The 18,398-nt window shown below is 69.0% G+C and carries 20 protein-coding genes; 7 read left to right on the forward strand and 13 right to left on the reverse strand.

All coding sequences use genetic code 11. From position 1 onward, the window contains the following. The 7 genes from fabF to GF068_RS03150 all read right to left on the reverse strand — a co-directional run bounded on the left by fabF (position 1) and on the right by GF068_RS03150 (position 5,528). Positions 1-1,245 carry a beta-ketoacyl-ACP synthase II gene (gene fabF / locus GF068_RS03120; RefSeq protein ID WP_153817776.1) on the reverse strand — a complete coding sequence of 415 codons (1,245 nt, stop codon included), beginning with the start codon at positions 1,243-1,245 and terminating at the stop codon, positions 1-3. Between the two features lie 77 nt (positions 1,246-1,322). After that, positions 1,323-1,571 (reverse strand): acyl carrier protein, encoded by a 249-nt coding sequence (gene acpP, locus GF068_RS03125; RefSeq protein WP_153817777.1) that lies wholly within the window; start codon positions 1,569-1,571, stop codon positions 1,323-1,325. Between the two features lie 81 nt (positions 1,572-1,652). After that, the gene (gene fabG / locus GF068_RS03130) at positions 1,653-2,399 is read right to left on the reverse strand and encodes a 3-oxoacyl-[acyl-carrier-protein] reductase (protein ID WP_153817778.1); all 747 of its coding nucleotides are present in this window, start codon (positions 2,397-2,399) and stop codon (positions 1,653-1,655) included. 3 nt (positions 2,400-2,402) lie between these two features. Further along, a complete protein-coding gene (gene fabD, locus GF068_RS03135) occupies positions 2,403-3,353 on the reverse strand; it encodes an ACP S-malonyltransferase (protein ID WP_153817779.1) in 951 nt (316 codons plus the stop codon). A gap of 77 nt (positions 3,354-3,430) precedes the next feature. Next, positions 3,431-4,429 carry a beta-ketoacyl-ACP synthase III gene (locus tag GF068_RS03140; protein WP_153817780.1) on the reverse strand — a complete coding sequence of 333 codons (999 nt, stop codon included), beginning with the start codon at positions 4,427-4,429 and terminating at the stop codon, positions 3,431-3,433. 184 nt (positions 4,430-4,613) lie between these two features. Further along, positions 4,614-4,805, reverse strand: a complete 192-nt coding sequence (rpmF, locus tag GF068_RS03145) for a 50S ribosomal protein L32 (protein WP_338046189.1) — start codon at positions 4,803-4,805, stop codon at positions 4,614-4,616. Positions 4,806-4,808: 3 nt separating this feature from the next. Beyond that, positions 4,809-5,528: a YceD family protein gene (locus tag GF068_RS03150; protein ID WP_153817781.1), complete on the reverse strand. Its 720-nt coding sequence runs from the start codon at positions 5,526-5,528 to the stop codon at positions 4,809-4,811. Positions 5,529-5,675: 147 nt separating this feature from the next. On the opposite strand from GF068_RS03150, the gene GF068_RS03155 reads away from it, so the two are divergent. From GF068_RS03155 to GF068_RS03170, 4 genes are all read left to right on the forward strand, one after another. Continuing rightward, a complete protein-coding gene (locus GF068_RS03155) occupies positions 5,676-6,995 on the forward strand; it encodes a hypothetical protein (RefSeq protein WP_153817782.1) in 1,320 nt (439 codons plus the stop codon). A 61-nt stretch (positions 6,996-7,056) separates the two neighbouring features. Next, positions 7,057-7,596, forward strand: coding sequence for a bifunctional pyr operon transcriptional regulator/uracil phosphoribosyltransferase PyrR (gene pyrR, locus GF068_RS03160; protein WP_153817783.1), 540 nt, complete (start codon positions 7,057-7,059; stop codon positions 7,594-7,596). Next, the gene (locus GF068_RS03165; RefSeq protein WP_338046190.1) at positions 7,593-8,555 is read left to right on the forward strand and encodes an aspartate carbamoyltransferase catalytic subunit; all 963 of its coding nucleotides are present in this window, start codon (positions 7,593-7,595) and stop codon (positions 8,553-8,555) included. The genes pyrR and GF068_RS03165 overlap by 4 nt, the downstream gene beginning before the upstream one ends. Before the next feature lie 187 nt (positions 8,556-8,742). After that, entirely contained in the window at positions 8,743-9,567 is an 825-nt protein-coding gene (locus GF068_RS03170) for an RNA polymerase sigma factor (protein WP_170319277.1), read from the forward strand. A gap of 39 nt (positions 9,568-9,606) precedes the next feature. Here GF068_RS03170 and GF068_RS03175 read toward each other — a convergent pair whose 3' ends face one another. The 5 genes from GF068_RS03175 to GF068_RS03195 all read right to left on the reverse strand — a co-directional run bounded on the left by GF068_RS03175 (position 9,607) and on the right by GF068_RS03195 (position 15,150). Then, entirely contained in the window at positions 9,607-10,887 is a 1,281-nt protein-coding gene (locus GF068_RS03175) for a M16 family metallopeptidase (protein WP_338046191.1), read from the reverse strand. After that, positions 10,884-12,323, reverse strand: coding sequence for a M16 family metallopeptidase (locus GF068_RS03180; RefSeq protein ID WP_153817785.1), 1,440 nt, complete (start codon positions 12,321-12,323; stop codon positions 10,884-10,886). The genes GF068_RS03175 and GF068_RS03180 overlap by 4 nt, the downstream gene beginning before the upstream one ends. A 96-nt stretch (positions 12,324-12,419) precedes the next feature. Beyond that, a complete protein-coding gene (locus GF068_RS03185; RefSeq protein WP_153817786.1) occupies positions 12,420-13,034 on the reverse strand; it encodes a hypothetical protein in 615 nt (204 codons plus the stop codon). A 46-nt stretch (positions 13,035-13,080) separates the two neighbouring features. Beyond that, entirely contained in the window at positions 13,081-14,883 is a 1,803-nt protein-coding gene (gene lepA, locus GF068_RS03190) for a translation elongation factor 4 (RefSeq protein WP_153817787.1), read from the reverse strand. A 75-nt stretch (positions 14,884-14,958) separates the two neighbouring features. After that, entirely contained in the window at positions 14,959-15,150 is a 192-nt protein-coding gene (locus tag GF068_RS03195; RefSeq protein ID WP_153817788.1) for a ribbon-helix-helix domain-containing protein, read from the reverse strand. Positions 15,151-15,382: 232 nt separating this feature from the next. On the opposite strand from GF068_RS03195, the gene GF068_RS46070 reads away from it, so the two are divergent. Continuing rightward, positions 15,383-16,165: a hypothetical protein gene (locus GF068_RS46070; RefSeq protein WP_153817789.1), complete on the forward strand. Its 783-nt coding sequence runs from the start codon at positions 15,383-15,385 to the stop codon at positions 16,163-16,165. Continuing rightward, a complete protein-coding gene (locus GF068_RS03205) occupies positions 16,162-16,950 on the forward strand; it encodes a hypothetical protein (RefSeq protein WP_153817790.1) in 789 nt (262 codons plus the stop codon). Before GF068_RS46070 ends, GF068_RS03205 begins: the two co-directional genes overlap by 4 nt. Here the strand turns inward: GF068_RS03205 and GF068_RS03210 are convergent. Then, entirely contained in the window at positions 16,947-17,300 is a 354-nt protein-coding gene (locus tag GF068_RS03210) for a cupin domain-containing protein (protein WP_136931847.1), read from the reverse strand. The genes GF068_RS03205 and GF068_RS03210 overlap by 4 nt on opposite strands. Positions 17,301-17,424: 124 nt before the next feature. On the opposite strand from GF068_RS03210, the gene GF068_RS03215 reads away from it, so the two are divergent. Next, on the forward strand, positions 17,425-18,396 hold the full coding sequence (locus GF068_RS03215) for a pseudouridine synthase (RefSeq protein ID WP_240806583.1): 972 nt from the start codon (positions 17,425-17,427) through the stop codon (positions 18,394-18,396). Positions 18,397-18,398 lie beyond the last annotated feature (2 nt).

Consider the following 18,398-nt stretch of genomic DNA (forward strand, 5'->3'; position numbering starts at 1 on the left):
CTAGCCCTCGAAGCGGGAGAACACGAGTGCAACGTTGGTGCCCCCGAACCCGAACGAGTTCGACATGACGTTCCGGAGACGGCGCTCCCGCGCGACGAGCGGGACGCAGTCGAGCACGCACTCGGGATCCTGCTCCTCGAGGTTTGCCGTGGGAGGGACCTTGCCTTCGTGCAGCGCGAGCACCGAGAGGGCTGCCTCGACTGCGCCTGCGCCGCCGAGCAGGTGCCCGGTCACGGACTTCGTGGAGCTCACCCAGAGCCCGTGCCCGGTCGCGTGCTCGCCGAACACTTTCACGATGGCGCGGGCCTCCTCGATGTCGCCGTTTGGCGTCGAGGTGCCGTGCGCGTTGATGTAGTCGATGTTCGTCGGCGAGAGCTTCGCGTCCACGAGCGCTTGTTTCATCGCGCGTTGCGCGCCCTCGCCTTCGGGAGCGGGCCTCGTCAGGTGGTACGCGTCGCACGTCGCGCCGTAGCCCGTGACCTCGCCGTAAATCTTCGCGCCGCGGCGCTTCGCATGTGAGAGCGATTCGAGCAACAGCGTCGCCGCGCCCTCGCCCATGACGAAGCCGTCGCGGCCCTTGTCCCAGGGGCGACTCGCCCGCGTGGGCTCGTCGTTGCGGCGCGAGAGGGCGAACATCGCGCCGAACCCTGCGGCCGCGAGGCCCGTGATGGTCGCCTCCGTGCCGCCCGCGAGCATGAGGTGCGTGCGGCCGCGGCGGATCCACTCGAAGGCTTCACCGATCGAGTGGCCACTCGACGCGCACGCGCTCGTGTTGCAGTAGCTCGGCCCCTTGAGGTCGAAGGCCATCGCGACCTGGCCCGCGGCGAGGTTCGCGATGACCTGCGGGATGAAGTACGGGCTGACCTTCGAGGGCCCCTTCTCGAGCAGCGTCTGCGCGTACTGGTAGAGGTTCTCGAGCCCGCCGAGGCCCACGCCGATGTACGTGCCGCACGTCTCGCGATCCTCGTCGGTGAACTCGATCCCTGCGTCCTTGATGCAGAGGTCCGAAGCGGCGACCGAGAGGTGGGCGAAGCGGCCCATCTCCCGGACCTTCTTCTTCGGGATGAAGTTCTCCGCGACGAACCCCTTCACCTCGCCTGCGATGCGTGTCGTGTACTGCGACGCATCGAAGAGGGTGATGGGCCCGATCCCGGACTCGGCCGCGAGCACGGAGCGCCACGTCTCCGCGGTGCCGATGCCGTTCGGGGTGACGAGACCGATGCCGGTGATGACGACGCGTTCCATAGTCGCTTGGCCCAGGATGGACCGGACGAGACCCTCGCTAGCGCGCTGGCGTCCGTTCCAGCGCGCTACGGTAGGCGTTACTTCTTCGCGTGCGAGTTGATGTAGTCGATCGCGTCCTGGACCGAGCGGATCTTCTCCGTGTCCTCGTCCGGGATGTCGATTTCGAACGCCTCCTCGAAGGCGAGCACGAGCTCCACGAGGCCGAGCGAATCTGCGCCCAGGTCGTCGATGAACGTCGACTCGGGCTTGATGTCCTTCTCGTCGACGTCGAGCTGTTCCTTGATGATCTTCTTGACCTCGGCCGAGATGTCGCGACCTTCCGCCATGGCTGCCTCCAGGAAAAAGCGGTCCCCTCCTAACCCATCGTTCGAGCTTTTGCACCACCTTCGTGGCGTGCGAAACGCTTTTTACATGTACATGCCGCCGTTTACGCGGATGGTCTCACCCGTGATGTAAGAAGCGGCATCCGAGCAAAGGAAGACCACCGCAGCGGCGACCTCTTCCGGCTTGCCCGTGCGGCCGAGGGGAATCGTCTTCAGCATGCCGTCCTTCACCTCGGCCCCGAGCGACGACGTCATGTCCGTGTCGATGAAGCCGGGCGCCACCACGTTCACCGTGATGCTCCGCGACGCGTACTCGCGCGCGAGCGTCTTCGAGAGGCCGAGCAAGGCCGCCTTCGACGCAGCGTAGACCGCCTGCCCGGCGTTGCCCATCTCGCCGACGATGCTCGACAGGAGCACGATGCGCCCCGCGCGGGCGCGCATCATGGGCTTGATCGCCGCACGCGCGCAGCCGATCGCCCCCTTCACGTTGACCGCGAAGACGCGATCGATCTCCTCTTCCTTCACGCGAAGGACGAGGTTGTCGACGGCGATGCCAGCGTTCGCCACGAGGATGTCGAGCCGGCCGAGCCGCTTCGCCAGCGCCGCGATCGCCTCGTCCGTGCCCTGCATGTCCGCCACGTCGAAGCCGAGCGCCTCGGCCTTGCCGCCGCGCTCTTCGATGGCCGAAACGACGCGACGCGCCTCCTCCTCGCCGCGCACGTAGTTGACGACGACGTGCGCGCCCTGCGCCGCCAGCGCCTCCGCCGTCGCACGACCGATCCCCCGCGAAGCGCCCGTCACGAGCGCGACCTTGCCGCTCAGCCCGAACATCTCTCATGCCTCCAGGAACGCAGCCGCCGCGTCGATCCCCGCCGGATCCGAGACGCTCAGCACCTTGATGGATTTCGCGATTCGCTTCACGAGCCCGGCGAGCACCTTGCCAGGACCGAGCTCGAGCGCGTGCGTCACGCCCTCGGCCGCCATGCGCTCGACCGACGCGGACCAGAGCACCGCGCCGTCGATCTGCCGCAACAAGAGCTCGGCGACCCTACCTGCGTCGGCGTTGGGCGACGCGTCGACGTTGGCGATCACCGGGAAGGCGAGCGGATGGATCACGACCCGCTCGAGCGCAGGGGCGAGCGCCTCGCGCGCGCTTCGCATGAGCGCGCAGTGGAAAGGCGCGCTCACCTTGAGCGGCACGGCCTTGCCGCCGCGCGCCGCCACGAGATCCCCGGCGCGCGTGACCGCATCCTTTTGACCTGCAATCACCACCTGCCCCGGCGCGTTGTAGTTCGCCGGCGAGACGATCTCCCCCGCGGCCGCCTCCGCGCAGATCGCCGCGACCGCCTCGGCGTCGAGGCCCATGATCGCCGACATCGCGCCCTCCCCCGGCGGCACCGCGGCTTGCATCGCGGAGCCGCGCAGGCGGCAGAGACGAACGGCGTCCTCGAGCTCGATCGCGCCCGCCGCGCAGAGCGCGCTGTACTCGCCGAGCGAGTGCCCCGCAGCGAAGGCCGGCGGCGCGAGATCCGGATGCCGCTCGCGCAGCGCCGCCACGATGGCCGCGCTCGCCGCCACGATCGCGGGCTGCGTGTTCGCGGTGAGCGTGAGCTCCTCCATCGGCCCTTCGAAGCAGAGCCGGGAGAGCGGCTCGCCGAGCGCGGCGTCCGCGCGTTCGAATGCGCGGCGCGCCGCCTCCGACGTCGCGGCGAGCTCCTTGCCCATCCCGACGAGCTGCGAGCCTTGACCAGGGAACAACCAGGCGACCTTCGTGCTTCGTTGCATCGACGCGGACTCCCGAGTGCTGGGCGCAGAGAAAATGTTTTGAGGTCAAACGATCGACGGAGACGCTCCGAGGAGCGTCACATCCGCACGAGCGCGGCGCCCCAGGAGATCCCCGCGCCGAGGGCGCACATGAGGACGTTGTGCCCGTTCTGGATGCGCCCGTCGCGCACGGCCTCGTCGAGCGCGATGGGGATCGAGGCGCTCGACGTGTTGCCGTACTCCTGGATGTTGATGATGAACTTCTCCATGGGGAAGTTCAGCCGATCGGAGACCTGCGTGATGATGCGGAGGTTCGCCTGATGAGCGACGACCCAGTCGAGGTCGGCGCTCGTCAGCCCCGAGGCCTTGAGGACCGCGGTCGACGCGCTCGTCAGGTTCTTGATGGCGGTCCGGAAGATCTCCTGCCCCATCATGTGGACCTTGTTGCGCTTCTTCGCGAGGCCCTCGTCCGTGAGCGGCTCGGCGGTGCCGCCGCCCGGGATCGTGAGCGCATGGGCGAGCGAGCCGTCGGTGAAGATCCGCGTGGCGAGCAGGCCGCGGCCGTCTCCCTCCGCAGGCCCGAGCACCACCGCGCCCGCGCCGTCGCCGAAGAGCACGCACGTCGTCCGATCCTGCCAGTCGAGCAGCCTGGAGAGCAGCTCGACGCCGATCACGAGGACGCACCGCGCAGCGCCCGTCGCGATGAACTGATCGGCGATCGTCATGCCGTAGATGAAGCCGGCGCACGCGGCCGACACGTCGAAAGCCGGGATGTTGTCGGCGCCGAGCTTTTGCTGAACGTGCACGGCGCACGCGGGCATCGGGCTGTCGCCGCTGATCGTCCCGACGATGATCATGTCGATGTCGGCGGCGTTGAGGCCCGCGGACTCGAGGGCGCGGCGCGCCGCCGCCGCCGCCATGTCGCTCGTGTTCTCTTTGTCGGCCGCGATATGCCGACGCCGGATGCCGGTGCGCTCCGCGATCCAGGCGTCGGACGTGTCGACGATCTTCTCGAGGTCGACGTTGGCGAGGACCTTCTCAGGGACGTAGTGGCCAGTCCCGAGGATGCGACTCTTCGGTGTAGGGAGCGCGCTCATGATGACAAGGTAGCAGGGCGCCGACGCGGCGCGTGGTCGAGCGATGGACCTATCCGCATGCCTCCGCGAGCTTCATCACGGAGCGCCGAGATCCACGCACAAATGCGCTGGCAAAGGCGCGAACCCGCCTCGGAGTGCGTTCACACGACGCTCCGAGGCGGGCAAGCCAGAGACAGCGGAGGACTCAGGTGGTCGTGGCCTTGACGGCCTTCGCCTTGCGGCCCTTGTAGTGACCACACGCGCCGCAAGCGCGGTGCGGGAGCGCCGCCTCGCCGCAGTTCGGGCAAGCAACGACCTGCACCGGGGTGACCTTGTCGTGGTTCGCGCGCCGCATGTCGCGCTTGCTCGGGGTGGTTTTCCTCTTCGGGACGGCCACGGGCTACTCCTTCTTCGTCTTCTTCTGCTGGGACGCGTCGGCGCTGCCGGACGCGGCTCCTTGATCGTCAGTCGGTCCGCGCGAGCCACTCGCCTTCGAGAGCGCGGCGCGCAAAGCGCCGAGGGGCGCGAGCCTGGGGTCGACGGGCGGCGCAGCGCCACCCTCGACGGCCTCGGGGGAGGCGGGGTGGATACCCGGACACGCCTCGGAGCACAAGGGGAAGATGGGGATCTCGAGCAGAATCGCCTCGCGGATGAACCCGTCGAGCACGACCGTCTCGCCGTCGTAGACGTCGACGTCCGCCTCGTCCGAGGAAAACTCGTACTCCGGCGGCTCCTTCTCCCTCGGCGCCCGCTTGCTCGTCTCGCCCTTCGTGGCCCCCCCGGAGACCTTCTTCGCTTGCGCCGCTGCCCGCTTCTCGTCCGCCTTCTGCGCGAGCACCGAAGGAGCCGCAGGCTTGAGGAGGAGGGACATGTCGGTGTCGATGTCGATCTTCGTGGGCTCGAGGCAACGAGCGCATGGCGCCTGCAGGACGGCGTGGACGCGGCCGCGCACCACAACGTCGGCGCCCGAGCGGGAGATCCGGCCCGAGACGTGCCCGGGCTCGACGCCCCGCATGTCACATTCACCGAGCTGCTCGTCGAGCCAGGCGACGGGCAGATCCGCCGCGATCGAGCGACCAGCGGCGTCGATGTCTCCGGCAGGAATGGCGAAGAGCGGCATGGTCGACTCCTGGGGCGAGGAAGAGCAGCCGTCGAGTTTCACCGAGGCCGCGCGAGGCGGGAGCAACTAGCGCACGGTCGGGGTGCTCGCAAGCCGCCCAGCGCGTCTTCGCGTGCCAAAGGCCATGATAGGGTGCGCCCCGCACGCATGGAGCGCCCGCACGAACGGCCCGACGATCGCTCGCGAAGGTGGCTCGTCGCCGCTGCGATCTGCACGCTGGTCACGGTCGTGTTTCTCGCCACGACACCACGCGAGCGCCTCGCGACGCACACCCCGTACAACCACTTCGCCTTGCTCGCCGAGGCATGGCTGCACGGCCGCCTCGACCTCGGCGGCCCACCCCCCGCGTACACGGGCAACAACGACTTCGCCGTGTGGGGAGGCAAGCACTACGTGAGCTTTCCGCCGTTCCCCGCGGTCCTCTTGCTCCCCGCGGTCGCGATCGCGGGGAGCGCCGAGCGCGTCCGGGACGGCCAGATCTTCGCGAGCCTCGCGGGCCTCGCGCCGGCGCTCTTGTACCTCGGCCTCGACGCGCTCTCGCGGGCTGGCAGGACGGGTCGATCCGAGCGGGAGAACGTGCTGCTCGCGCTGCTCTTCGCGTTCGGCACCGTGTACTGGTTCTCCGCCGTGCAAGGCACGGTCTGGTTCGCCGCGCACGTCGTCGGCGCGGCGCTCGCGGCGCTCTACCTCTTCGCGTCGATTGGAGCCGCGCACCCGCTGCTCGCGGGCTTCGCGATCGGCCTCGCTTTCGCCACGCGTACGCCGCTCGGGTTCGCCTTTCCCCTCTTCGTGTACGAGGCGCTGCGGGCGAGCTCGCGCGCAGGCGCGGGCGCGCGCTTGCGCCTCGCCGACGTGGACACGCGCGTGCTCGCGCGGAAGCTCGCGCTCTTCGCCGCGCCTGCAGCCGCGCTGCTCGGCGTCCTGCTCTGGTACAACGCCGCGCGCTTCGGCGATCCCTTCGAGTTCGGCCATCGGCTGCTCGCGATCACCTGGCGCGCGCGCATCGAGAAGTGGGGGCTCTTCTCGTTCCACTACCTCGGCCGAAACCTCGGCGTGATCCTGACGTCCCTGCCCTACACGGGCGTGAGTGGCGCTCCGTTCCAGATCAACGGGCATGGCCTCGCGCTCTGGATCACGACGCCCATCTACGCCTGGGTGCTCTGGCCGAGACGCACGCAGCCGGCGTTCTCTGCCGTGGCGCTCACGGCCGCGCTCGTCGCGCTGCCGAGCTTGCTTTATCAAAACAGCGGCTGGATCCAGTTCGGCTACCGCTTCTCCAACGACTTCGCCGTGTTCCTGTTCGCCCTGATCGCGCTCGGCAGGAGGCGGCTCGGCGGCTGGTTCTGGGCCCTCGCCGTCGTCTCCGTCCTCGTCAACGCGTTCGGCGCGATCACGTTCCAGCGCGCCGGATACGGCCGCTTCTACTTCATCGATCCGACACAGAAAATTCTCCACCAGCCCGATTGACGTGACGCACCGCGCGCGGCGCGGGGACACCGCGGCTGCCTTGTGGTAGCTCGTCCCCGCCATGTCCGAAGTCCTCCTCGATCCGGTCGCGGTGACCCGAGGCCTCCGCCGCGTCGCTGGTGAGATCGCCGAACACGGCGGCGTCCGTGACCTCGCGCTGGTCGGCATACGGCGCGGCGGCGAGCCCCTCGCGGAGAGGCTCGCCGCGCTGCTCCGCGAGCTCGAAGGCGAAGCGCCGCCCACGGGCTCGATCGACATCACCCTCTACCGCGACGACGCCGCGACGGCCTTGCCGAACCCCAAGATCGGCCCGAGCCGCATCCCCTTCGAGGTGCGCGGCAAGCGCGTCGTGCTCGTCGACGACGTCATCTACACGGGCCGCACGATCCGCGCGGCGCTCGACGCGGTGCTCGACTACGGCCGCCCGCGCCGCATCGAGCTCTGCGTGCTCGTCGACCGCGGCGGCCGCGAGCTCCCCATCCACCCGGACTACACCGTACGCCGCGTGGAGCTCGGCCCGGGCCAGCGGATCGAGGTCACGCAGAAGGACGACGGCGCGTGGGCCACCATCGAGGACGCATCCACCCTGGGGGGAACGTGACGACGACAGCCCGCGCGCGATATCCACACCGCCACCTGCTCGGGATCGAGGGCCTCGAGGAGCCCGAGATCCTCTCGATCCTCGACGCCGCCGAGAGCTTCTTCGACGTGTCTCGGCGCAGCGTCCGGAAGGTGCCGACGCTCCGAGGCAAGACGGTGATCAACCTCTTCTACGAGCCCTCCACGCGCACGCGGACCTCGTTCGAACTCGCGGGCAAGAGGCTCTCGGCGGACGTGATCAACATCAGCGTCTCGACGTCGAGCGCGGTGAAGGGCGAGACGCTGCTCGACACGGTGAAGAACCTCGAGGCGATGTGCCCGGACGTCCTCGTGATCCGGCACCAGGCGTCGGGCGCTCCGCACTACGTCGCTTCACGCACGAAGGTCGCGGTGGTCAACGCCGGAGACGGGACGCACGAGCACCCCACGCAAGCGCTGCTCGACGCGTTCACGATCCGACGTCGCAAGGGCCGGCTCGAAGGCCTCGTCGTGGCCATCTGCGGCGACGTCCTGCACAGCCGCGTCGCGCGTTCGAACGCGCTCTTGTTGCGGAAGATGGGCGCCACCGTGCGCTTCGCGGGCCCTCGCACGCTCCTGCCGCCCGCGGCCGAGGCGCTCGGCGCAGAGGTCCACGACCGCCTCGAGCCCGCGCTCGAAGGGGCCGATGTGGTCATGATGCTCCGCGTCCAGCGCGAGCGCCTCGCGGGCACGTTCTTGCCAAGCACCCGCGAGTACAGCCGGAAATTCGGGCTCAACGAAGCGCGGCTCTCGCTCGCGGCGCCCGACGCGATCGTCATGCACCCGGGGCCGATGAACCGGGGCGTGGAAATTGATCCTGCCGTGGCAGATGGCTCACGCAGCGTGATCCTCGATCAGGTGGAAGCGGGCGTCGCCGTACGCATGGCGGTCCTGTGGATGGTGGCGACCGAGGCCGAAGGAGAGCCCGTCGCGGGCGCGTGAGCCCGATCGACCATTGACGCTCCCCGCCGGCTGCAGGACAAACCTCCGAGCGGCGCGCGCGACGTCACGCTCGCGGGCAGCGCCTCCGGGGCTGTGAACCATGAAAACGGGCGACGAGCGTTCACGCGGCGAAAGCGGAAAACGAGCTCCACGCGTAGGTTCGTCGGATGAAACCGAGGCGGCGCCGATGGTGACGTCCACGCGGTGTCCCGACCCGATCCTTCCGCTGTCTGACGAGGTCGTCCCCGCCGATCCTTCGCGCCCTCCCGTTCGTTATCCCACCGCGGAGGAGCTCAATGCCGTGGTCTTGCCGCCCCCCTCCGAGGTGTTCCAGCAGCTCTACGCACGCGAGTGGCAGTTCGTGCTGCGCACCGTCGAGCGTTATGGAGTGCCCGCGCGCGACGCCGATGACATCGCGCAGGAGGTCTTCGCGGTCGCGTTGCGGCGCATCGCGGATCACGACGCAGCGAGCTCGGCACGCCCGTGGCTGTTCGTCATCGCGATGCAGCTCGCCACGAACTATCGGAAGCTCGCGCGGCACCGCATGGAGCCGCTCGCCAGCGCGTCGACGCCGGAGCCCTTCAGCGACACCCTCGAGGCCGAGGCCGCGCTCCTGGATGGCGAGGAGCAGGCGCTCGCTCGTGAGCTCATCGGCCGCATGCGCCCGAAGCTCCGCGAGGTCCTCGTCATGCACGACCTGGACGAGCAGCCGATGGCGGAGATCGCGGACAAGCTGGGGATCCCGCTCAAGACGGCTTACGCTCGGCTGAAGCTCGCGCGCGCGGAGGCGCTCCGGCGAGGGCGCGCGCTCGCGGCGTCGAGCCTCGCCGTATCGACGCCGCGCCCCCTGCTCACGAAGGACCTGCTCCGCGTGCGCGACGTGCTCTACGCGTTCACTCGTCGCCCGGCCGTCGCGCCGCGACGCCCGCGCCTCGACAAGCGCCGCTTCATGGCGCCGCGCTCCAAGGCCGCGAAGGCGTGGCCCTCCCCCATGTTCATCTTCCCGCCGTGAGGCGAGAGGCGCGCGGAGCGAGAGCCCGCGCGCCTGCGTTCATTCGAGGTCGAACGGATCGACCTGGGTCTCCAGGAGCCGCGGGATGGACTTCGCGACGGCCTCGCCGATCTGCGAGAACGTCCCCACGACCGAGATCACGAGGTCGTCCTCCGAAAGACGCTCGCGGATCGCGGTGTTCGCCTCGTCCAGCGTGACGGCCTCGATCTGCTCGAGCTGCTGGTCGTGGTACCCCTCCGGCAGGTCGTACAGCGCGGCTTCGAGCTTCTGGTACGCGCGTTTCCTCGCCGTATCCACCTCGAAGGCGTGCGAGCGGACGAGGTACTTCTTCACGAAGGAGAGCTCGTCCTTCGTGATCCCGTCCTTGCGAAGCGTGTGCAGTAGCTCGAGCTTCAAGGCGAGGCAGGCCGCGGCGTCCGAGGCCTTGGGCGCCGTCCACATCGTGAACGCGTCCCTCTGCCGATCGAAGCCGACACGCGAGGACGCGCCGTACGACCAGCCGCGCTTCGCCCGCACCTCTTGCATGAGCCGCGACGTGAACGTCCCTCCGAACGCCGTGTTCGCGACGAGCAGCGCGACGTGATCGGGGTCGTGCGGGTGTGTCCCGAGGCCCCCCACGATCATCTGCGTCTGGGTCCGCTCCGGCTTGTCGACGAAGACGAGCCGCCGGCCAGGCCTCCGCGGCGGCGGCTGCACCGGATCCGGGACACGCGCGCCCGCCGGGAGCCCGGCGAGCAGGCGCTCCGCGATCGCGTGCCCCTCCTCCACGTCGACGTCCCCCGAGATCGTGACGATCGCGTTCTCCCGCGTGTAGTGCGCCTCGTAGAACGACGCCACGTCGGCGCGCTCGATGCCGCGGAGCGCGGGGATGCAACCGGCGACGCGGCGACCGTAGGGGTGACCGGCGAAGAGCGTCCGGCGGAAGCCACGCGCGCACAAGGAGCCGTCGCTGTCACGTGACTCGACGAGCTCGGCCTCGGCCTCGCGCTTCAGGCGAGCGAGCTCGGCCTCGTCGAACGTGGGCCTCGCGAGCAGCGTCGACGCGAGATCCACGAAGGGATCGAGCGAACGCCGGATCACCTCGAAGTGCACCGTGCTCGAGCTCGGCGAGACGTCCACGCCGAGCTCGCCGCCGAGCAGGTCGATCGTCTGCTCGATCTTCGCGGAGGTCCACCCTTCGGCCCCGCGGCGAAGCATGCGGGCCGTGACTCGCCCGAGCCCTTCGCGGCCCACGGGGTCGTGCGCCGATCCCGAGCGGAAGGCGACGACGACGCTGACGAGCGGCAACGCAGGGCTCGGCTCGACGATGACGTGTGTCACGACGCCACCTCCTCGTCGCACTCTTCACCATCTGCCTCTTCGTCCTCGTCGCCTTCCATCGACCCGTCGGGCGCGACCAGGATGACCGTCCTCGACGAGCGCACGAGGTAACGCCGCGCCACGCGCAAGAGGTCGCCCACCGTGACCCTGCGGTACGCCGCGAGCCGATCGAAGAGCGCCGCCGGATCCCCGAGGACGATCTCGTAGAACCCGACCTGCTCGGCCTTGCCGCTCACGGTCTCGAGACCCTGCAGCACCGCGAGCTCGATGCGCGCCTTCGCCTTCTCGAGCTCCTCCTCGCTGACCGGCTCGACGCGCGCCCGCTCGAGGATCACGTCGAGCGCCTCGCAGAGCGCCTCTGCGGTGTGCTCGCCTCGCGCCGACAAGAAGACGTCATACAGCGACGGATCGCGGAACGCGCCCACCCAGCCGCGCACGTCGGTGGCGATCTCCTGCTCCTGGATGAGCGCGCGATGCACCCGCGACGAGCGCCCTCCGAACAGGATCTCGTTCAGGAGCGTGAGCGCCGGATGATCGAAGTCCCCGAGCGCCGGCGACCTGTACCCGATCGCCACCTTGTGCGTCGGCGTCGGCTTGGTGATGTGGATCCTGCGCTCCTCCATCTGCGGCGGCTCGGGACGCACGTCCTCGACGGGCAGGACCGAAGGCGGCAGGCCGCCGTAGTTCTCCTGCACGAGCCGGAGCACCTGCCCGACGTCGACGTCGCCCACGATCGCCATCGCCGCGTTGTTCGGCGCGTAATACGTCCGGTAGAACGAGACGCAGTCGTCGGTCGTGAAGCCCAGGATGTCGTCCATCCACCCGATCGTCGGGTGCCCGTAGCCGTGCTCGCGGAACGCCTCCTTGTAGAGGATCTCGCTGATCGCGCCGTCCACGTCGTCGTCGACGCGTTGCCTCCGCTCGTTCGCGACGACCTCCTTCTCGCTCGCCACCTGCGGGTCACGCAGGACGAGGCGCGACATCCGGTCCGCCTCCAGCCGCAACGTCAGCTCGAGCGCCTCGGCCGGCAGGTTCGTGTGGTAGTACGTCCAGTCGAGGAACGTCGCTGCGTTCGTCTCGGCGCCCGCTTCTTCGAGCGTGCGATCGAACGCGCCGTGCGACGACGTCTCGGTCTCGCCGAACATGAGGTGCTCGAAGAGGTGGGCGATTCCCGTCTTGCCGACGCACTCGTGGCGCGAGCCCACGCCGAACCACGTTTGTACACAAACGACCGGCGCCGCGTTGTCCTGCAGGATCAGGACCCGGAGCCCGTTGCCGAGGACGAATCGTTCGACCCGCATGGTCGGGCCGAACGGGATGGTGGCGTCGTGCTCGGCCTGGGCGAGCCGTGTCCGGTTGCGGTTGAGCTCGGCGAGCAGCTCGGCGAAGGGACCTTTCCGCACGCGTGAGCGGAGATTCGGGAGGGCCGTATGCATGGGCCGCTCTCCCTTACCACATCACGCCTCCTGGCGCGGCCGCGCCCCGCGCCGGCTCGACGACGCGAGCCGCATGTCAGGGGCGGACGCGCTCGCTCAGCGCCTCGGCGCTGCGTGGCACAGGACGTCCTCGGGGATACGCGTCGACTGGTGACACTCCCACTTGTCGTCGTGACAGGAGATGACGAGCACGCCTGCCTCGTAGGCTTCCTTCAGCGATGATCCCGCGCGCTGGTGGAGCAGGTTCTCGGGCACACGCTCGTTGCAGCCCTTGCCCATGTCCACCTCGATCTTGCGGTTGCCCTTGGTCGGCTTCACGGGGTTCGGCGGCGTCTTGCCCTTGTCGGCCGAGCGCGCCGCGATCTCGAGCTTCTTCACGATGCGCCCCACGTAGTCCTTGTCGACGATGGGGTCGGTGCCGCGCGGCGTGACCATCGCGATCGTGTACTGAATCGCCATCATCTGCTGATCGGGCGGAGCGCTCGGCTGGATCGGTCCCGCCGATCCGAGCGGCACGGGCCGCGGCGGCATCTCGATCTTCGCCTTGGCCGGCGGCGGCGGGGTCGTGGTGGTGGGCGGCGGCGCGGCCGAGGGCGCCGGCTCGGCCGTGGGCGCCGCGGAGGAGGCGCCCTTCGTCGAAGCCGGTTCATCACACGCGGCGAGACCGAGGAAGAGGATGCAGAGCGGGAGAGCGCGTCGAACGACCGACATGTCGCGCCTTATACGAAGGCTTTCGCGCGGACGGTAGAGGGCGCGCTCAGTCGATCTTCAGGATGGCCAGGAAGGCCTCCTGGGGGATCTCCACGCTGCCGACCATCTTCATGCGCTTTTTGCCCTCTTTTTGCTTCTCGAGGAGCTTGCGCTTGCGGGAGATGTCGCCGCCGTAGCACTTGGCCGTGACGTCCTTGCGGATGGCCTTCACGGTCGTCCGGGCGATCACCTTCGAGCCGATGGCGGCCTGGATGGCGACCTCGTACTGCTGGCGCGGCACGATGTCCTTCAGCTTCACGGCGAGATCACGGCCACGCTGGAAGGCCTTCTCTCTGTGCACGATCACGCTGAGCGCATCGAGCGGCTCGCCGTTGACCAGCATGTCGAGCTTGATGAGATCGGCGGCCCTGTAGCCGACGAGCTCGTAGTCCATCGAGGCGTAGCCGCGGGAGACGCTCTTCAGCTTGTCGTGGAAGTCGAAGAGCACCTCGCTGAGGGGCATGTCGTACGTGATGATCACGCGGTCGGACGAGGCGTATTGCAGCGATTTCTGCTCGCCGCGCCGCTCCTGGCAGAGCGCGAGCACCGCGCCCACGTACGACGAGGGCACGTGGATCGTCACGCGGTAGATCGGCTCCTCGATGTGGTCGACGTGCTGCGTCGGCGGCAGGCGCGCCGGGTTCTCGATGAGCTTCATCTCCCCGGTGTTCATGTACACGTGGTAGACGACGCTCGGGGCCGTGGTGATGAGGTCGAGGTTGTACTCGCGCTCGAGCCGCTCCTGGATGATCTCCATGTGCAGGAGGCCGAGGAAGCCGCAGCGGAAGCCGAAGCCGAGCGCCTCCGAGGTGTCCGGCTCGTAGACGAACGCCGCGTCGTTCATCTGGAGCTTCGACAGGGCGTCCCGGAGATCCTCGTACTGGGCCGAGTCCGTGGGGAAGATGCCCGCGAAGACCATCGGCTTCACCTCTTTGAAGCCGGGCAGCGGCACCGTGGTCGGGTGGACCGCGTCCGTCACCGTGTCGCCGATCTTCGTGTCGGTGACGCTCTTGATGTTGCCCGCGATGAACCCGACCTCGCCCGGGCCGAGCTCGGTGATGGGCGTCGCGTGCGGGGCGAACACGCCCATCTCCGTGATCTCGTAGTCGCGCCCCGTCGCGAGGAAGCGGACCTTCTGGCCCTTCTTGAGCGTGCCGTCGACCATGCGGACCATGACCACGGCGCCGCGGTAGCTGTCGTACCAGCTATCGAAGATCAGCGCGCGGGGCGTGATCGTTGCGTCGCCCTTCGGCGCGGGCACGCGGGCGACCACCGCCTCGAGGATGTCCTTGATCCCGACGCCCGTCTTGGCGCTCGCCAGGATCGCGTTCGAGCAGTCGAGTCCGATGACATCCTCGATCTCGCGCTTCGTCCGGTCCACGTCCGCCGAAGGCAGATCGATCTTGTTCAGGACCGGGATGATCTCGAGGTTGTTGTCGAGCGCGAGGAAGACGTTGGCGAGCGTCTGCGCCTCGACCCCCTGGGAGGCGTCCACGACGAGCAACGCGCCCTCGCAGGCCGACAGGCTGCGCGAGACCTCGTAGTTGAAGTCCACGTGTCCGGGCGTGTCGATGAGGTGCAGCCGGTACTTCTGGCCGTCGTTCGCGGCGTACTCGAGCCGGACGTTCTGCGCCTTGATGGTGATCCCGCGCTCGCGCTCGATCTCCATCTTGTCGAGGAACTGGTCTTGTTTCTCGCGATCGGACAGGGCGCCCGTGGCCTCCAGGATGCGGTCGGCCAGCGTGGATTTGCCGTGATCGATGTGCGCGATGATGGAGAAGTTGCGGATGAGCTTGGGATCGGCAGCCATACTTCCGTGAGGCCGGCAAGGCGACGGCCGCGTGCTCCTAGCGCGTCGCGCGGGCAAAAGCCACGGGTCGCGGCGTTACTTCTTCTCGACCGTCGTCTCCAGGCTCATCTGTCCCGGGAGCACGTGCTCGTAGTGCTTGAGGACCATGTCGATCCCCTCGCGGATATAGACCGCGATCGGCACCTTCGTGCGGTCGTGCAAAAGCTTCAGGCGCTCGGCCTGCTCGGGCGTGATGTAGATGGTCGTCGAGACTTTCTTTCGCGACATGTCACGCCGGCCCTGCGCTCGTCGCGTCGCCCGCCGGATGCGGACGGCGCGCCCTGGGGACTCCGAGGGATACTGACAAGGCGTTACCCTAGATGCCGGTACGTGTGTTGTCAATCAGGAAGACTCGGGAGCTTCCGGAATCGCGGGTCGGGAGCAAAACGCGGGCACGGGCCTGCCCCTCCCGCTCGCCTTGCGGAAGGCCACGGACAGCGACTAGACTCCGGCCGAACGCTTGGAATCCAGCCGCTTTTCATGCCTCGGCCGCTGGGCGCGCTCGCTCGGCGTCGCGGTCGTCTTCACGTCGCTGCCGGCGATCGGCGCCGCCGCGTGCACCTCGGCCGACCCGGGAGGCCCGCCGCCCACCCTGCCCACGGGCGCCGAGCGTGACACCGAGCTGAAACACGAGCCCTGCGACATGACCGCGGCGAACGCCCAGCGCTTCGACGTGAACGGCGACGGGCAACCCGACATGACGCGCGTGCCGGACGCCTCGGGCCGCGAGGTCTGCCGCATCCTCGACCTCAACTTCGACCGCACCGTCGACGTCTTCGTTTATTACGACGCCGCGGGCCGCGAGCGCCGTCGCGAGTCGGACTACGACAGGGATGGCCGCGCCGACGAGATCGTCAGCTCCCGCGACGGCGTCGTGTTCCTGAAGGAACGCGAGACCAACTTCGACGACAAGATCGACACCTGGGACTACTACGAGGGCGGCCGCCTCACGCGGCGCGAGCGCGACTCGGACGGCGACGGGCTCGTCGATCAATGGTGGGCCTTCAACGATCCCTCCGACGATCGATGCGCGCTCGTCGCGCAGGACCGCAACGTCGACGGCAAGCCCGATCCCGAGACGGTGCTCGATCTCTGCGCAGAGGCCCGCGCCAAGGCGGCCGCGATGCCCAGGCCGCAGGCGCCCGCGCCTCGTCCCTCCGGCGCGACGCCGACGACGCCGTCCCCTGCCTCCTCCCCTGCCCCCTCCCCTGCCCCGCCGCCCGGAGGACCGAGCCCCCGATGACGAGCCGCGCCGTCGTGTGGACACTCGCAGGCTCCTTCCTCGCGCTCGGCGCGTGCACGAGCGCGCCCGCGACCACGACGAACGCGTTCACCGGCGAGACCACGCCGAAGCGCGCGCCGCTCCGAGGCCCGGCCTACAAGGTCGACGATCGCTCGATGTGCGACTGGAAGGGCAGGAAGGACCGCGAGGCGAGCGAGATCGCGGGGCCTGGATCGCTCCACCCGAACGTTCGGCGCGTCTTCCTGCTCGTCGGGATGGGCGAGTCGCAGAAGAAGATCCTCGTCTGCCGCGAGATCGACACGAACTACGACGGCGTGAAGGACGTGGTGCGTCGTTACACCGACAAGGGCGAGCCCCTGCACGAGGAGAGCGACACCAACTACGACGGCCGCATCGACACGTGGATCACCTTCTCGCGCGGCAAGCTCGCGGAGGTCGAGCTCGACAACGATCGCGACGGCAAACCCGACGAGTGGAAGACCTACTCGGAGGGCAAGCTCTCGCGCATCAAGCGCGACCAGAACCGCGACGGCAAACCCGACGTGTGGGAGGTCTACCGCGAGGGCAAGCTCGAGCGCATGGGCGTGGACCTCGACGCCGACGAGCGCGTCGACCGCTGGGACCACGACACGGAGGCGCGCCGCCGCGCGGAAGAGGCCGAGCGGAAGAAGGAAGAAGAGGCGAAGAAGCGCGAGGAAGAGAAACGCGCGGCCGAAAAAGCCGACGCCGAGAAGGACGGCGAAGGCGAGCCGAAACCCGCGGCGGACGAGAAGAAAAAACCCTAGGGCGCGCTCGTGCCTTCGCGGCCGTAGACGTCCTCGATACGCACGACGTCGTCGAGCTCGGGCGTGGACACTTCGATCACGTCCACGTCGGTGACGGCGATCATGCGGTGGATCGTACCGGGCAGGACGTGGAAGACGTCGCCCTTCACCATGCGGCGACGCTCGAGTGACTCCTTCGGGCCGACCTCGAGGTCCATCTCGCCCGACTGGAGAAAGAGTGTCTCTTCCTTGACCCGGTGGTATTGACGGGACAGACGCTCGCCTGCCCGGATGTGGAGCAACTTGCCCACGTAGCGGGACGTCTCCGCCCAGATGAGCTCGTGTCCCCACGGCTTGTCGACGCGGCGCATGGAGCGTGCTTATCACGAGCCGGGGTTCGGGGCGAAGGGCGCCGTCAGGCGACCCGGAGTCCCGAGCGGCGAACGGGGGCGGGGCGAAGAGGCGACGAGCAGCGGGCTGGAGGCGTGTCAGCGGATGGAAGAGCGGTTGCAGAAGATCATCGCCCGTTCCGGGGTGAGCTCCCGGCGCGCAGCAGAGGAGCTGATCACGGCGGGGCGCGTCCGGGTCAACGGGCGCATCGTGACGGAGCTCGGGGCCAAGGCAGACCCGCGTCGCGACAAGATCGAGGTGGATGGCAAGCGCCTCATCGCGGAGTCGCCGGTCTACCTCGTGCTGCACAAGCCGCGGAACGTCGTGTCGACGCTGGCGGATCCCGAGGGTCGGCCCACCGTCGCGGACCTCGTGCGGGGCGCCGGGGCGCGCGTTTATCCCGTGGGTCGCCTCGACTTCGCGACGAGCGGCGTCCTCTTGATGACGAACGACGGCGAGTTCTCGAACGGGCTGCTTCATCCGCGCGGCGGCGTGCCCAAGACGTACGTGCTCAAGGTGCGCGGCGTGATGGATGAAGGCGACGCGGACGTGTGGCGCACGGGCGTCGAGCTCGAGGACGGCAAGACGCTGCCGGCCGACGTGCGCATCCTGCGGCACGAGGGCGACAAGACCTGGCTCGAGATCACCCTGCGAGAAGGGCGAAACCAGCAGATCCGCCGCATGGGCGAGGCGACGGGCTTTCCCGTGATGCGGCTCGCGCGGCTGAGCTTCGCGGGGGTGACGTCCGAGGGGCTGTTGCCCGGGAAGTGGCGGCTCCTGACGGTCGACGAGCTGCTCGCGATCCGCAAGGAGTTCGGCGTGCCGAAGCGCGTGCGCCCGGCCGTGGATCAGGCGCCGGCGCAACGCGCGAAGCAGCCGCAACGGCCGCGCACGCACGTCGGATCGGCGGCGCCGCGGGATCGCGGGGGCGAGCGCGGCGAGCGACCACGCGCGGGTCACGCGACGCGGGAAGGCGGACGCGACGATCGACGCGCGCGTCCTTCGGATCGACGCGAGCGTGGTGCGAGCGGTCCGCCGCGCGAGCGCGGGCCGCGTGAGCGCAAGCGGCCTGGCTGAAG

Origin of the sequence: Polyangium spumosum (genome assembly GCF_009649845.1) — a bacterium.
GTDB classification, from domain to species: Bacteria; Myxococcota_A; Polyangia; order Polyangiales; family Polyangiaceae; genus Polyangium; species Polyangium spumosum.

Bases quoted from the DNA above. Each gene is read 5' to 3' on its own strand.
- fabF (WP_153817776.1), bottom strand. From the start codon at position 1,245: ATGGAACGCGTCGTCATCACCGGCATCGGTCTCGTCACCCCGAACGGC.
- acpP (WP_153817777.1), bottom strand. From the start codon at position 1,571: ATGGCGGAAGGTCGCGACATCTCGGCCGAGGTCAAGAAGATCATCAAG.
- fabG (WP_153817778.1), bottom strand. From the start codon at position 2,399: ATGTTCGGGCTGAGCGGCAAGGTCGCGCTCGTGACGGGCGCTTCGCGG.
- fabD (WP_153817779.1), bottom strand. From the start codon at position 3,353: ATGCAACGAAGCACGAAGGTCGCCTGGTTGTTCCCTGGTCAAGGCTCG.
- GF068_RS03140 (WP_153817780.1), bottom strand. From the start codon at position 4,429: ATGAGCGCGCTCCCTACACCGAAGAGTCGCATCCTCGGGACTGGCCAC.
- GF068_RS03150 (WP_153817781.1), bottom strand. From the start codon at position 5,528: ATGCCGCTCTTCGCCATTCCTGCCGGAGACATCGACGCCGCTGGTCGC.
- GF068_RS03155 (WP_153817782.1), top strand. From the start codon at position 5,676: ATGGAGCGCCCGCACGAACGGCCCGACGATCGCTCGCGAAGGTGGCTC.
- pyrR (WP_153817783.1), top strand. From the start codon at position 7,057: ATGTCCGAAGTCCTCCTCGATCCGGTCGCGGTGACCCGAGGCCTCCGC.
- GF068_RS03170 (WP_170319277.1), top strand. From the start codon at position 8,743: ATGGTGACGTCCACGCGGTGTCCCGACCCGATCCTTCCGCTGTCTGAC.
- GF068_RS03180 (WP_153817785.1), bottom strand. From the start codon at position 12,323: ATGCATACGGCCCTCCCGAATCTCCGCTCACGCGTGCGGAAAGGTCCC.
- GF068_RS03185 (WP_153817786.1), bottom strand. From the start codon at position 13,034: ATGTCGGTCGTTCGACGCGCTCTCCCGCTCTGCATCCTCTTCCTCGGT.
- lepA (WP_153817787.1), bottom strand. From the start codon at position 14,883: ATGGCTGCCGATCCCAAGCTCATCCGCAACTTCTCCATCATCGCGCAC.
- GF068_RS03195 (WP_153817788.1), bottom strand. From the start codon at position 15,150: ATGTCGCGAAAGAAAGTCTCGACGACCATCTACATCACGCCCGAGCAG.
- GF068_RS03205 (WP_153817790.1), top strand. From the start codon at position 16,162: ATGACGAGCCGCGCCGTCGTGTGGACACTCGCAGGCTCCTTCCTCGCG.
- GF068_RS03210 (WP_136931847.1), bottom strand. From the start codon at position 17,300: ATGCGCCGCGTCGACAAGCCGTGGGGACACGAGCTCATCTGGGCGGAG.
- GF068_RS03215 (WP_240806583.1), top strand. From the start codon at position 17,425: ATGGAAGAGCGGTTGCAGAAGATCATCGCCCGTTCCGGGGTGAGCTCC.